Source organism: Denitrovibrio acetiphilus DSM 12809, assembly GCF_000025725.1.
Classification (GTDB): Bacteria; Chrysiogenota; Deferribacteres; order Deferribacterales; family Geovibrionaceae; genus Denitrovibrio; species Denitrovibrio acetiphilus.
Genome location: NC_013943.1, coordinates 2,361,589 through 2,376,157, shown reverse-complemented (window position 1 = coordinate 2,376,157; position 14,569 = coordinate 2,361,589). Strand labels below are relative to the sequence as shown.

The window sequence follows — 14,569 nt, the reverse complement described above, 5'->3', positions numbered from 1 at the left end:
ATCTACCTCTGATAAAAAAGTTCGGGGACTATCATGTCATTGTCTTCAGAAAGTGTTGTGTCTGCATCCTTGTGTGTGAGTTCTTCTTTCGGCAGCAGGGGCATCTCATCGGTCTCTTTGACGATTATCACCCTTTCGCCTATTAGGTATTCGGCAAAATCAATTGACTTCAGCCAGTATTTTTCCCCTCTGTAGTCTACAAGGCAGCGGTAGTCTTTTTCGAAAGCCCATTCGTTTCTGAAAAGCTCCCCTTCGCCCCCTTCGTAAGGAAGGTATATATATGTGTATCCCAGCTTCGGTCTGAGCGGGTTTTTATAAACCTTGGTTTTCTGTACAAGCCCGCACCCGATGAAAGTAGCGCTGGTGAATATGTTGGTCTGAAAGTCTATGAAACCAAGAGTATAATATCCGTCCACCCCGCGCATTTTATAAGAGACATATGCTATCTCTCCGGGGATAAGGTATTTGTCTGACAGTGATGTTTTGTGATAGGTGAACCCCCCGTCATCAAATGTGAGTACAACATCCACTCCGTCCGCTTTTCCGATGTGGGGTACAGTGTCAAATCTGATTGAGTTTTCAGGGTATATGGTTTGAAAACCTTCAACAGCAGAGTGTTCTGCAAGGGGCATCTCCGCCAGTATAAAGTCACCGCTCCTGTGCCATTTCGCACCATCAGCGGATACAAAGTCACGGCATGGCGGTACGGCATTCATGCAGTCAGCATTTGCCCCTGATGGCATAATGAAGACGCTCATGTTCTGCCTGCCGAAATTCCCGTCAGTCAGGTAAACTTTTATGTCGGTCTGCCTGCCGCTTATGGTTTCTGCATCTCCGATTTTTCTGCCGTTTACATAAAGGGGGAGGGACTGCATAATCATTTTTTCACGGACGCTCATGTTGCTTTGCTTGCAGATATTTCCGTAACAAACGCCTTTCGGCTGGAATGTATCCTTGCTGATGTATATTTCAGGTGTAAGATATCCTTCGTTTTCCATAGCTGTCACTGCACCGTAAAGTAATCGTTGCTGATACTGTCTTTGTCTGTGTCTGTATATCCGTCTTTTGTTATTTTCAGGGCATAGGTTCCTGACTTCATGCTTCCCAGCCGGAGTAAACCTTCACTGTCGCTCTTGCCGGAAAACTTACTGTCTCAAGTTTCGCACCTTTGAAACATCAGATTCTGTATTGAAAGCCTTACCATTTCCTGTATTCCAGCCAATTTATTCATAAAAACTGTAAATGTTTCCTTTGCTCCATCAATTATTGATAATAATCGGTTTATGAATTTTTCCATAAACGCCAGAATATTCAGTTCTTCGACCTCATAACGCAGACCCTCATACAGACTGCCTTTGTGACGGAAATCACCATTTATCCGTTCCATATAGCTCAGGATGATAAACCTAACGAGCGATAGTGTTAGGAAGCAAATAGTAGCCTCAAAGGTTCTGGATTGATTTTTCCCAAAGAAAAGCTTGCTCTTGGCATCTTTAAACAACACTTCTACTGCCCAACGCTGACCATAGGTTTCAATTATTTTTGCCGATGTCAAAGATGTATCCGTAGACAGTAGAATAATAGGCTTCTTTGATTTACTTTTCTCAGATGGCTGACAGAAGACCAGCTTAACCAGAGTTGAACCGAAAAAAGCATTGATGGAAGATACAGACACCCGATCTTTGCCAATTGTTACTGTTGCCTTAATCAAATCTGGAACAACACATTCCCATAAGCGTTTGGTTGAGTATACCTTGCCATTTACAGCAACAGTCAATGTCGGTGTAGTTTTAAGCATGGCAATCACGTCATAGCCTATCTCATTATAAATTGACGACACCAGCCTCGGCATACAGTACCAGCTGTCAAACAGAACAGCCCCAGCATCCAGACCCTTCTGTTTCGCCCGTTTAAGCATTTCCTTTACCAGTGTTGGTTTGTCTTTTACTGCTTCCTGTCGACGATGCCACGCCAGCATCCGCTTATCCATTTCAATTTCTGTCGATTGTTTGAATACTTTTCTGCTGCTTCGCTGCAAAGCAAAATCTACAGGGACAAATGACGCACGATCACTCCAGCCAAGCACAACAGCACTGAAGCCTTTCACGCTTTTACCTTTGCTATGGTCAAACACCCATGATACTTCTTCTATCTTTTTGCCGGCTTTCTGAATTACTGTGTCATCAATTACAAGAACACGCTGCTGCCAGCTGCTGAATGATTTGAAATATCTGATCACATTAAGCGATATATCCATCATAAAACGCCGCCAATTGATACTTGTACGTGTACTTAAACGATAAAAAACATCTTTACCGCCTAAATCAAATAGACTGTTCCGGCAATGGGAAACAAAATGGTGAACGCTCTTACCGAGAAAAGTCAGAAAAACTAAAGCCACAAGAATCGAAAACGGCTCGACGCCCTGATTCTTTGAAATACCGCACCTATAGGCAATTGTACGCAGTTGCAAAGCCTTCATTACTCGGAATATCTCAAATTCTTTCCACAATGCCGCTTGTATTTCAGACTGCCATGATTTATTCTCAAGCATAGAAAAAGTCTCCTTGATGTAATTGTTATTGGAAAATCAATATACCATCTATGTGAGACTTTTTCTATTGTTATCCTAGCTATAACAACAAGTTATCGCACTATATCAAGATGCGAAACTTGAGTTACTGTTTATATAAACACTTGCACCGGAGATAGTCTCTCTTGTACATGCGTCCCGAACGGTCATTACCACATCTTTATCGTAAACATCAGTAATGTATCCATCAGTGAAGTCCAGAAGAAAATCCCCTGCCAGAGAGTTTGTTTCTGCTGATACGAGAACATATGTCGGGCGGCTGCATGTTACATCAATCAGGTCATAGCTTGTTTCATAGGTTACTTTCAGCACTCCTGTGGTTTTAGCCGGGAGTGTGAGTCTGTTTCCGTAAATCTGAGGCTTTCCTCTGCCGGAGCCCTCCCAGACGGCGGTTTCGAGCTTTTCTATATGATAGGTGACACTGCCGGAGTCTGAATCTCTGAAAGCGATATATTCAGTGTATTTCTGCTTTCCGGCACTCAGAAAGATTGTCCCCTTTCCGCTTGTAACGCTTATATGCGGGTTTGTTCCTCCGGGGTAAAGTTTCAGCCGGGCACGTTCGTCTGGTGCGAATATTGTTTTTCCGCTGTTCTCTGCGGATTCCAGCACAAATCTGAAAGAATTCAGTCCTGTGTCCGCTGCTGTGAAGCTGAAAATAGATTTAGACATCTTCCGACCTCACATAGACCATCACAGGATATTCATCAAAAGCACGTTTGGAGAGGGTGATGGAGTATAGTCTGTATGATGTTGTGTAGCTGATGTTTACAGCGGCGATGTTATCCGCTGACGGTGCCTTCTCTGCAAAGAGGGTATAGCTGTCCTGCATGGTGATTTTGCCAAGGGAGTTACCCAGCCACTCGTATGCTGTTACAGACCTGACCGGTTTTTCGGTTTCCGCTGTCTGGTCTGTGATAAAGGTCAGTATTTCGTCTGCAACACTGCCGGCATATATTCCCAGATCTGCCAGTTCGCCGTCAGTTGTGCTTACAGCCAGCTTGTCGGGTTCATGGCTGTATATGCGGAAATAGGCTGTGTCTCCGTAGCGGAATCTGGTTTTTGTACTTCCCGTATAATCCTTATTCCTGTCAGGGTCGCTTTCGATTGTTGTTTTGCTGTCGTCAGTATCTGTAACAAAGCTTATAGTAACCTTTGCCATATTATAAAACCTCCAGTGTATCTGTTATCATCACAGGGTTGTTTTTGATATTTATGGTTGCGGAGCGGATAACGCCTTCTCCGTATGGTGTGTTTATGTTCAGCCCTGCGGGGGTATTGAGGAGTTCTGAGTGGGTGGTGACAAGGCGCAGCCGTCCTTTTTTATTGTCCAGTGCTGCCTTTGCAATGCGGTATGCTGTGGTGTAGTCGCAGATATTTTCCGCAGTTATGGTTTTTGTATCACCTGTGTTGCTGATGATCACCACTCGGTTTTCCAGATAAACGCATACTGTAACTTCCGGGCTGTCCGCCTTAATCCGGTAAAGATCGTACGCAGTTTCGTAAGTTACCCGTTTTCTGATGCAGTCTTTATCTGTCTTGATTTTCTTGCCGTCAGTGGTGACACCGGATGTTATAACTTTCAGGGCTGGATAAGTTAATTTGCCGGAACCTTCCTCTAGGATTATCTCTTCTGTCACTGTTTCTCTTTTTGCGGTACTTAGCCGGCTGATTGCGCCGCCTTCAGCCTTAACAGACAGTCCGCTTTTTCCATATATACGAAGCATGGCAGAGGTGCGGGCAGTTTTAGCAGAAGGGACAAGGGTTATGTAGTTATCACCGCTTTTTCCGTAGATAACTTCCACGGAGCCCATGTTTTTATCTGCCGATGTCTTTGACCAGCTCAGGATATTTTCAGGTTTATAGACGGGGCTTGCTCTGTTTGTAACGAATATCATGCTCCGTCCGTCGGGCATCTGTCGGGCATCTGCACCGCTCATCTCTGCGAGCATCTGTGCCAGCTTGTGTTCTGTCGTACAGCCGGAGATATCTGCTGTTACAAAATCACAGGCTGAAAAAATAATTTCTGTGTTGTCTGCGCAAAGCTTTGCTGCGGTTATTGTGGAAGGAGTTATCGTCACTTCTGCAACAGAGGCGGAGCCTGTCAGTCTGCATTTGCCGGGCTGGATTTCACATGTTTTCACCTCGAAAGTGTATTTGCTGCTGTTGATCATTATTGTAATTACTTCCGGCAGCTCCCCATGCGGTGTAAGTTCTGCCGAAAGAGTCAGAGCTTCGTTCCCTCCGAAAAGCTTTATCTGACCGCTTATGAATAACTTTGTAATGTCTTTCCCGTCTGCAAACACCGCAAGTTTGTCTGTTATGACTCTGCCTGTGGTTTGTGGCAGGGGTATGTCAAGACTGTTACTGTGGGATGTGCGCCCCATCGGGAGCATGACTTTATGGGTTCCTGCCGTGCTGAAGTCGCCTATAGTGCTCTTTATGCTGAGAGAGCTGTCAGCATAGGGAGATAGTTCTCCGGCTATGTTGCAGGTGTTTCCTGAACCCAGACTTGTTATGGTTCTGATATTTTCAGTAGGGGAATTTGTTCCGGAAAGGCTTACGGGGATATTAAGTTTTCCGCAAACTGTTTCTGCCGAGAGCGGGCATATTGTAAGGGTTCCGTACATGCTCCGTACAGCAGGTATGGTTATTGTGTCTGACAGAGAGAGGCTGCACATGATCTCTCCTCCTTGTGTGATGATAAACGGTGTTGTGATGCGTAGGCTCCCGCTTTTACCTCCTCCGGCAAACAGAGGGGTGGCGGGGACAGAAGAACCGGAATATAAAAGCATGTCATCCCACCCTGAACCACTGTTCGCCATCGCACGAGAATGTCGCATACTCCCATTGGGAAGTGAGGTCTACGGTCTGCCAGTCTCCGTCAATGGATGAGATGAACGGACTTATCATCACTGCCCCGGCTTCTGAGTCTATCTTTTTGACTGTTACAGTCCGTCCGCAGGCTATGTCTGGGAAAGGGAGATCAACTGTAATTCCGTTTGCCCCTCCATAGCAGAAGGCGTACCGCTCGTGTCCTGCGAGGAGCTTGTCCTCATATAGTGTGACAAAGCTTTTTTGTTTCGGGGCAGTTACGTTCAGAAGCCTTTTTCTGCCGTCCGGTTCTATAACGAACGTTGCGGATTCGTACTGTCCATTCAGAACTGCTCTGTATGGAGGACCATCGAAACTATCAATAAGGAAGTAGTTGCCGGAATCGTCGTATTTAATAAATGTCAGCGGGATTCCGTATGCATCTGCGCAGTCTGGGAGACTGAGCTCTATCTCTCCGGCAGAACTGTCTGCGTATATTACCCCCTCTGTGAAGGTTACGTTGTAATCTGCTGAGTCAACTATTCTGAGTGAGTTATAGCTGTTACTGTTTATCCCTCTTATTTTCCAGCCTGTATCTGAGGCTGTCATCTCCATTGTTGCTCCGGCGGGGATGCTGATGAATGTTTTTGATGTGTCTGCAAAACTGTCTCCTGCACAGGGTGAGAGCTTAACCTGATGCCTTGACGCTGTTCCGTTATTATGTAAAGTGAATGTAAGTCCTCCGCACAGTGCTTTTTCAGGCAGAGTTACTGATTTTTCTGTGTCTTCATCGGAGAAATTGAAATTGCATCTGAGATACTCTCTGGACATTTCATATATGTCAGCAGATATTTCCGACGTGGATGTCAAAGCTCCCGCTGCGAAGTGCAGCAGGTTCATAGTGTCTGCTGTTGCAACGTTTGCAATATTTGCCCCTTTCTGCCATTTGCGCGGGGTGGTTTCTTCCTCTGCTCTAACTGTATCGAAGACACCTTCTGCCGAGCGTGTCATCGTAACAATCTCGCTTGTGCTGTCATCAAGGGGGGAGCCTAACCCTGCACTCCATATCACCGCGGTAAAACTGCCGGAAGGGAAGAGAGCGTCATCATTGATGTGAAGCTGTGTGTCGGTTACATCTGCATTCTTTGCCAGTTTTGAAAGGGCGAAATTTGCATATTTCAGATTAGACATATTTCCCCCTAATCTATCATCCAGTCGAGGTTGAAGCTGTTGTTCGGTTCGTGGGCACATCCTGCGGGGACTACTTCTTTTATCCAGAAGCCTCTGCTTGCTGGGGTTGTTGTTATTGTTATCGTGTTCCCAGCTTCAAAGATGCCCGACCAGCACTCAGCGGGGATGCTGAAATACGGCTGATTTGTTTTAGGATTAAGTGGTTCGTAGGCTGTGCTTATTGTGCCGGAAGCGAGGGGGCCTGATTCTGCGCCTGCACATAGAAAGCTGAAAGAACTTTCAAATGTAATGGAATAGGTGTCAGTCTCTGTACCGTCATTGAACAGTGTTATGCCGTTTTCGTCAAATTGCCCGTCTGTGCTCGAAACAGAGATGTTTTGTACAGATGGTGAGAGGTCACCTGTTTCTATCATAACACCGACATATGTGCCGTCAGACGTGTAGTTGTCCGGCAGTTGTTCTGAAAGCTTTATGGTGGCAGTATTTCCGTTCCATTCCGTACATGGGGCAGATGAGGATGTTCTTACATTCGCAGTGCCGCCTGCACTGTCTTTAATCAAAAGAAGTGCTCCTTCAGGGATAGCATAGTCTGCCGCTTTGAAGACAACCTGAATGGATTCTGTGCCTGCTGCTGCGTTGTAGGCAAGGGCTCCGCACCCTGTCCACCCGTCTGTAGGCAAATCGTTCTGTGTGTCTTTATCAGTGCCTTTTTTGATATAAAACCTGTCACCGCCGTTTCCGGGCGAGCTTATTGCCACAGATGCGCCGTAGGCTGTTTCTCCAAGGCGGTTCATGTTTGCTATAAATGCTTTGCGGAATCTTGTCATGCCGTTGCCCCGCTCAGTGGAGGTTACACGGGGGAGCAGGTTAAACTTCACCCCTGAGATAACTTCTGTGCTGTAGTCAGCTCTGCCGCCGTTACTGTCTGCATCTGTTATATTTTCAGCTTTGATTATTTTGATGTCAGTCTGATCCATTTATACCTCCAGCAGTCTTATATATCCGTAATAGCTGTCGTTTGTTTTCTGTTCCTGCTTTGCGTTAACAGGTTTCAGGTCGAGTGCTTTATCTGAATGCCTGAATAGAGCTTTCTTTAATGCTCCGTTGATGTTCAGGCTCACGACAGAGGCGTTCTGTGACAGAGATTTAAGTCTGAGGACTGTTTCTCTCGTGAGTTCTCCTGAAATTTTAGGTATGTATATGTCGATTTTTGCCGTGGTGCTGTTCTGGTAGATGAGCTCAGTTCCGTCTGCACATATTTCACATTCCTGTTCCGGCTGTCCGCTCTCCAGTTCGTTTTCCCATACCGCACACATCGGGAGGGTTATACCTGCTATCTGTATCATGACTTACACCCGCTGAAACCGGCTTTAATAAGGTACATGGCGGTTCGTTTATCACCGCCGGATTCTTTTGTCTGTGTCAGTGACGAAGGCTCCAGTATGTTCAGAGCATCTATTACCAGTTCAGCGTCATCGGCAGTATCGTTGACGCCTATCATCAGAAATTTCATATAAATATTGTAGTTGTGTGTGATTAGCCGGACACCATTGTCATCTGATGTCCCCCATCCTGAGTAATAGACTGCCGCCGAAGGCTCACGCATTATGATTGTCCCCTTTTTGTCATCAGAGGGCGAGAGAACAGTGTCAAAAACTCCGCATCCGGCTAGGGCTGATACAATTTTATCTTTTATCTGTGATGCTGTTTTCATCAGTAGTACCCTTTCCAGCTTATGCTGCCTGGCGTTGTGTGAGAAAATATCTTTCCGCCTGTCTCTGCGGAGGGGGCGAGGGGGGTGAGCACCTCATTGCATTCCGATTTGTACCTTTCTGCTGTTTCCCACTCTGCGGCAAATATATACATTTGTGCCAGAGCCCATTTCTTCACTGCCAGCCTTAGTGCCGGGTCTTCCTCGTCATATTCCACTCCGAACTTTTCTGCTGCAAGCCCCACGTATGCCCGTGCAGATTCAAGAGATTCTTCAGCAACAGCATCGTCGCCGCGACAGATAGCGTCATAGTCCTCTGCCTGTATGCAATCTTGCAATTCATAGATATCTATCAGCATTTAATTAACCTCATGTTTGTGTGCGGGGCGTGGAATTACGCCCCGTTGTGTTCTGAAGGGAGACCCTATATTGCGGTTGACCAGCATATCCCTCTGGTAAATGGGACGGGGAGGGGTTTGCTCTCTGCGATGATTTCTATAGTGGACGATCTGGGGTCTTTCACATGCTTCACAAAGAAAGGCATTGCTGTCAGGTTGCTGTCCAGGTCGTCTATGACGGAATATATCATCTCAAAAGGGGCGTCCGCCGCAAATGCCATAACTTTAGAGCTGTCCACAACCTTTGTCTGTGTGCCGGATACGAGGTCGGTGTATGAACTGTTCTGTAGTTCCACCTTAAATCCTGCAATGTTGATGGTTTTGGCGTCTATCATACCTGTGATAGAGGTGTTGTTGACGCTCTGCACGATCTTAGCGAGAGCCATGAAAGTCTTCTGACCAGCCCAGAAGCGGATGTCTGAGCCGTAGTGTGTTTCGGATTGTATATTTGCCTCCATGGATATCAGGTCAGAAAGGACATTGTCCAGAGTGATGCCTGCGTCGTCCCATGGGGTTTCTATGTTGTGGGAAAGGGTTGTGCCGAAGTCCACGCTGTATGTTCCGTATCCTCCGTCCATAGCCATAGGATATGCTATAGAACCGGAGAGAGATTGTGCCGCCATCGCCTCTGTGGAAGCTCTGACGATCCTGCGGAGCCTGTCTATCTTGTTATTTACAAGCAGCTCGATACCAATGTCGTCAAGCAGCTTGAGATTGTTCACATCCACACCGTTGAGTCTTTCGGATGGTCTGAAAGGCTGAGGTTCGATATGGGTGATATTTATTGAATCCTCATAAACCGGCAGAGGTTCGCTCCCTCTTCTGGTGATTGCGATGTTTTTGACCGCCTGCTGAAGGTCGCTGATTGAAACTGTAGGCAGAGGGTGGTTTCTGCGCCTCTCCTGAGTATAGATATTATCCATAACAGGTGACCTGAGCTCCGGCATAGTGGTGAGAGCCCTTAAGAGAGAATCTGTTGTGAAGTATCTGCTGAGATCAAGCTGTATCATGTGTGTGTCCTCCTAGAATGACCAGATAAGTGTGTTTGCTTCAAGGGCGGCGGTTTCTTCAGGTTTTGACGCTGTGCCGTTTGTGAGAAGGTTTTTGCCGATGACGGTGCCGTGTACTACGACATTCCCTATGGTGTCTTTGGACGTGTCTGTGTCCATTATGCAAACGCCTACAGGGGTCGCTTCTGTTGCTGCGGATGCGGGGTCGTAAGAGACAACGTATCCGTTTGCGTCAAGTGCGACTATCTCTCCTGCGGGGATGGTGCCGTTGTCAGCTTTGAACTGCTTAAAGCGGATAACCGCCGGATGCCTGTCGTCGATGACAGATTTGTCTGTGACGGTCTGGTGACCGATGATGCCGTTAACTGTTGCCATTTATTCCTCCTAGATTTTACTGAATACATTTTCTGTGATTCTTGATTTTGCTGAGTTGATACTTTCTGACAGCCCCGGGCTGACGGGCTTTTTTACGCTGGCAAAAGCACTGATAAGCATTTCGACAATATCTTCTCTGCCTGCCGATAGCTGATTGTCTGCAAAGCTGATCAGCTCTTCTCTCTTACCGAAAGGGAGTTTGCCCGCTGTGGCATCGGAGAGCTTTTTTACTGTTGCTTCGTGTTTCTGCTTTTTGAGCGTGTTGAATTCTGCAAGTTCTTTGTCTGAAAGGGTGAAAGAGCATTTGCCGTGTTTCATCGAGAATGTAAATATTTTTGATTTGTCTCCCAATTCAATAATCTTCAGGTCTTTGATCATCGGTGGGACAGCTCCTAGAAACGCGACATGGTGAAGGTACATACCCCCTTCCTCTGTGCTGCCAGCTCCAATACTCCAGTTCTTGTAACGCCCCTCTGCTACAGATTGTTCGAGTTCTTCGTTTAGCTCCACTGTGCCTATCAGTGTCTGTCCGTCTTCCGAGAGTTTCAGTGCTTTAACCCAGCCGTATGCAGGCATAGTGTCGTCCAGCTCGTGTCCTATTGTCACCGGGACATCGTTGCTGAAGTTTTCCTGCATCTCTTTCAGGTCTTTTTCGGTAATCGTTATCCCGTTGTGGTTTCCGGCTTTCGCCAGCTCCAGTTTCATAAATCCTCCTTTTGTGAAAAGGTTCTCTTTTGCTGTGGGAGATACTACACGAAGGTACTGATGGATATGTTTAAAAGGGGTTAAGTCTGAAAGGGCTTTAGGGCTGAAGTTTACTCTTCCAATGGTATCTAATAAGAGTTATTGTGTTTTCATACTCGTGTTTGAAAGAGGTGTTTTGATGAGAAGATTTATGTTTTTACTCATTGTTTTGTTTGCTGTTTCAGGATGTGTAAAGGATACTGCGGCATACCTTGATGCTTCGAAAGCTGCTATGAATGCCCCAACTCATAAAGAAGCTGTTGCTCAGTATGAATCCGGCGTCACAAAGTCAGTCCATTCCCATTACTATTATGAAGGGCTTGGGGATATACACTATGCATACGGGTATTATGGTGAAGCAGTCAACGACTATACAAGAGCGCTGCGGAACGATGGGCGCCCGGAGTATAACCTCAAGCGTGGACGTGCTTATATGAAACTGAGCTTTTTCAGAGATGCGATAATAGATTTCACCTCTGTAATAGATTTAGCAGGCAGCAAAATGCCTGTTGCTTATGTTGAACGTGCAAAGGCGTACGCTGCGAAAGGTGACTATAAAGAGGCTATGGACGATCTTGATAAGGCTGTCAGCAAAGGGGGGGAGAGTGCAGAATTTCTCATAGCTATGGGGGAGCTGTATTTCAAGATGGGCGAGTATGGCAACGCAAAAGCATATGTGCAGAGAGCACTTATGAAAGATGGTGAGAGCTCTGAGCTTTACCTCCTGCGAGGAAAGATATTCTATAAATCAAAAGATGCGAACCAGAGTATCGCAGACCTGAAAAAAGCTATTGAGCTTGACCGTTCAAATCTGGAAGCAAAGAGGATGCTTGCATGGATATATGCTACAAACCCTATCTCCGGCTATCGTAACGGCGCAGAAGCGCTGAACCTTGCAAAATCTTTGTTTAATATGAATCAGGATGTTCAGTGCATCGAGGTTCTGGCTGCTGCTTATGCTGAACTGGGTGATTTTGATAATGCTGTAAGAACTCTGGAAGAAGGGATAAGACTTTCCGATGATCTGGTTCAGCAGGAAGATTTTCGTTTCGATATAAAAAACTATAAAAAAGGTGAACCTCTCAGGATTTGGTGATTTTTTTATGCGGTCGAAGACAGAGCATCATGCATTTATGCGTGGATGAATGAGCTAATCACAGCTTTAGAGCTTATAAGTCATTGCTAGGAATGTAATGACGAAGCAATCTCAGGATTAACTAACGAGTGCAGAGACTGCCACAGCCCTGCGGGCTTCGCAGTGACGTATTTTGCATATGCTTTAGCTTTGACAACGAAGTTGTAAATGCATGTGTTAAGCACGTGCGAAGCAATAGAACCATAGGTTTACCCGTGGGGATCTATAAAAAATTAATAGTTTTTTTGGTGCTCAAAAAATTAGCAGCTCTGCTAAAACAATGAAGCAACGGGGTTTCAGATAAGTTTATTAACAGGTTTTCCAGAATTATGTTGAAAAGAAAGTGCTTGACAATTGAAACCCAGCAATAATAAGCATCCCTCGTAAGTAGCTGGTATATTGACGTTATTGTTGAAGATTGTAATATTTATTAATTACACCCCTAATTAGTAACAATTTTGTCCACATGTTTTCCACATGTCGGATGCGGGTTCGAGAATGTCTGCATAGTCATTGAACTTTTTTCTTAAACACTGATAAAGGTTTTTGTTGGGATGTATAAAAGAAATGACAAAACTGTATGAAATATCCCCGTTTCCTTTATAGAAATCTCTTTTAGAGGGTATTATTCTCAGTGATAGTGTTTCAGGTATATTTGAGCCCGACATATCCCTTTTCATAACTTTTACAGGCTGCCATGAGAAACGTTCTCTGGAGTCTTTATCTTCCGGCAGACCGACTGTATTTTTAGCCGTGACAAGGGAAGACCATTTTCCGTTCTTGTAATACCCAAGCGATGCTTCCAGTTTATACATACAATACATTTCAGCAAAGTTTATGTTTGTTTCTGTTTTATATACAAGTGTGAGGAGCACTTCTCCGGTGCATCGTCCGTTATCAAACATATCTGTTGGGACGGGGATAGACGGCAGTTCTACAATATTGTCCTGCCTGACAACCCCCTGATGCATATAAGTTGCAGTTGTTCCGGTGGAGAGTTGCTGCGGAACTGTCCCAAAACCTGTATACGGGGTTGCGTCTTTGCCTGGATTTGACAGAAAAGTATGGTGAATAATAAGTGCTTTGGTCATATCGGGACTTTTAAAAGCGTGTTCATAAGTGTGATATGTTTTTGCGGCAAGGGAGGTGACCAGAGGCGCAGCGTGGGATGTACCCATGTCTTCTGCCAGTTCGTTCTTTACCCCTATTGAAAATACTCCCACTGATTTCAGCCTCCCGAATACTTCTTCATGGGCGCCCCCGAAGCTCGATACATCAGGTTTTATAAACATGCAGGGACCGGGACCATGCCTTGTAAATAGAGATGGTTCATATTTCTTCTGGATGTTTGTGTCTGTATGGCATACTGACCCGACAGATAGAGAGTGAACGGATTCTGCCGGAGATGCTATCCGCTGAGGCGGCGAGCTGGGGTTTTTATTTCCTGATGATATAACGAACAAGACGTCGTATTTTTTCTGGAGGTGGTCGAGCAGATGTGCAGCAAGACTGAATGTATTATTTGTTGAAATGTTTGTTCCCATTGAGATATTATATATTTTGACTGACCTGTGATATTTTTCCAGCATATGCACCATATGGCGTTCAAATTCTTCAAGTCCCAGTCTGCCGTTACTTGGAATCATCTCCACGTTAAGAAAGGTAATACCTCCGAACCTGCCTTCCTGCGCCAGCAGTCTTCCGCATACAAAAGTTCCGTGTGCTGAGTTGAGGTTGCCTTTTTCGACATAACTCTCCGAAGCAAGCTCCCATTCACGAAGAAGCGAATCATCTGAGACCCCGGAATCCACAAGTCCTGCTTTAGGGTAGCTGATGTTATGGTCTCGCTTTTCAACACAGCTTAGAGGCAGTTCATAATGCCTTATGTATTGCTCATACAGATATATGTCTGTTTCCGGTTCTATGGACTGGATAAGGCTGTGACTGAAAAGCTGTTGAATTTTCGAAAGGTCTTTCAGTCGGGCCTTGGCATAGCGAAATGTTTCTGTTGAGATGAGTTCACTCTCTATGTTCATGTCATATTTGAGAAAATTTAAAAAATCGTCTGTACTGTTTCTATAGTCGAAAAGCCTGATTATGTATTTTGTACAATTCGGATTTAAATTTGATACAGCTTCTTTCTCTTTCGGCAGAACAACTCCGATCTCTTTTATATGTGTGAGGGAAGCTCTGAAGTTTTTGCTTCTGCTGTAAAGGATGAGACTGCTCAGGCGTTCCAGCTCTTTTTCATTTTCGATACTGAATATGAGCTTCGAGGGTGAAATGCTTCCCGAAAGAGTGATATTAGTGTTTTTTATAAAATGATAACGCAGTGACTTAGATAGCGAACCCTGCTTAAGCGTCATCTTACTGAAAACGGGGAGGGCGGCATTATAGCTTAACGATTTATATCCTTTGTATCCATTCTGTATCCTGCTGACAGTCTCCTGAAGATTTATGGATGGACCCTCAGCCTGTCTCGGCTGCCCCCCTCTGGGGATTCTTGGATTTGGTTTATGCATAGATTTTGAAAATCGCAGGATATATGGGGCGTTTACGCCGCTAGTGTCCATCAGCCAGCATTCCCCCGTTTGTGAATTG

Annotated in this window: 15 protein-coding genes; 1 reads left to right on the top strand and 14 read right to left on the bottom strand. The window is 45.3% G+C overall.

Features of this window, described 5'->3' with window-relative positions:
* Window positions 1–2: 2 nt before the first annotated feature.
* From DACET_RS11300 to DACET_RS11240, 13 genes are all read right to left on the bottom strand, one after another.
* Entirely contained in the window at window positions 3–998 is a 996-nt protein-coding gene (locus DACET_RS11300) for a hypothetical protein (protein WP_013011508.1), read from the bottom strand.
* 155 nt (window positions 999–1,153) lie between these two features.
* Window positions 1,154–2,554: an IS4 family transposase gene (locus DACET_RS11295; RefSeq protein ID WP_013010124.1), complete on the bottom strand. Its 1,401-nt coding sequence runs from the start codon at window positions 2,552–2,554 to the stop codon at window positions 1,154–1,156.
* A gap of 105 nt (window positions 2,555–2,659) precedes the next feature.
* A complete protein-coding gene (locus tag DACET_RS11290; RefSeq protein WP_013011507.1) occupies window positions 2,660–3,262 on the bottom strand; it encodes a hypothetical protein in 603 nt (200 codons plus the stop codon).
* Window positions 3,255–3,752, bottom strand: coding sequence for a hypothetical protein (locus DACET_RS11285; protein ID WP_013011506.1), 498 nt, complete (start codon window positions 3,750–3,752; stop codon window positions 3,255–3,257). Before DACET_RS11285 ends, DACET_RS11290 begins: the two co-directional genes overlap by 8 nt.
* Before the next feature lies 1 nt (window position 3,753).
* On the bottom strand, window positions 3,754–5,433 hold the full coding sequence (locus DACET_RS11280) for a hypothetical protein (RefSeq protein ID WP_148214183.1): 1,680 nt from the start codon (window positions 5,431–5,433) through the stop codon (window positions 3,754–3,756).
* A complete protein-coding gene (locus tag DACET_RS11275; protein ID WP_013011504.1) occupies window positions 5,387–6,595 on the bottom strand; it encodes a hypothetical protein in 1,209 nt (402 codons plus the stop codon). Before DACET_RS11275 ends, DACET_RS11280 begins: the two co-directional genes overlap by 47 nt.
* Window positions 6,596–6,603: 8 nt before the next feature.
* The gene (locus DACET_RS11270; protein WP_013011503.1) at window positions 6,604–7,572 is read right to left on the bottom strand and encodes a hypothetical protein; all 969 of its coding nucleotides are present in this window, start codon (window positions 7,570–7,572) and stop codon (window positions 6,604–6,606) included.
* Entirely contained in the window at window positions 7,573–7,941 is a 369-nt protein-coding gene (locus DACET_RS11265; protein ID WP_013011502.1) for a hypothetical protein, read from the bottom strand.
* Window positions 7,938–8,309, bottom strand: coding sequence for a hypothetical protein (locus DACET_RS11260; protein ID WP_013011501.1), 372 nt, complete (start codon window positions 8,307–8,309; stop codon window positions 7,938–7,940). Before DACET_RS11260 ends, DACET_RS11265 begins: the two co-directional genes overlap by 4 nt.
* Window positions 8,309–8,665 carry a hypothetical protein gene (locus tag DACET_RS11255; protein WP_013011500.1) on the bottom strand — a complete coding sequence of 119 codons (357 nt, stop codon included), beginning with the start codon at window positions 8,663–8,665 and terminating at the stop codon, window positions 8,309–8,311. Before DACET_RS11255 ends, DACET_RS11260 begins: the two co-directional genes overlap by 1 nt.
* 65 nt (window positions 8,666–8,730) lie before the next feature.
* A complete protein-coding gene (locus DACET_RS11250) occupies window positions 8,731–9,714 on the bottom strand; it encodes a major capsid protein (RefSeq protein ID WP_013011499.1) in 984 nt (327 codons plus the stop codon).
* A gap of 12 nt (window positions 9,715–9,726) precedes the next feature.
* A complete protein-coding gene (locus tag DACET_RS11245; protein ID WP_013011498.1) occupies window positions 9,727–10,089 on the bottom strand; it encodes a hypothetical protein in 363 nt (120 codons plus the stop codon).
* A gap of 9 nt (window positions 10,090–10,098) precedes the next feature.
* Window positions 10,099–10,794 (bottom strand): hypothetical protein, encoded by a 696-nt coding sequence (locus DACET_RS11240; protein ID WP_013011497.1) that lies wholly within the window; start codon window positions 10,792–10,794, stop codon window positions 10,099–10,101.
* Between the two features lie 190 nt (window positions 10,795–10,984).
* On the opposite strand from DACET_RS11240, the gene DACET_RS11235 reads away from it, so the two are divergent.
* Entirely contained in the window at window positions 10,985–11,929 is a 945-nt protein-coding gene (locus DACET_RS11235; protein WP_169304231.1) for a tetratricopeptide repeat protein, read from the top strand.
* Between the two features lie 485 nt (window positions 11,930–12,414).
* On the opposite strand, the gene DACET_RS11230 is transcribed toward DACET_RS11235, so the two are convergent.
* Window positions 12,415–14,541: a S8 family peptidase gene (locus DACET_RS11230; RefSeq protein WP_013011495.1), complete on the bottom strand. Its 2,127-nt coding sequence runs from the start codon at window positions 14,539–14,541 to the stop codon at window positions 12,415–12,417.
* Between the last annotated feature and the right edge of the window lie 28 nt (window positions 14,542–14,569).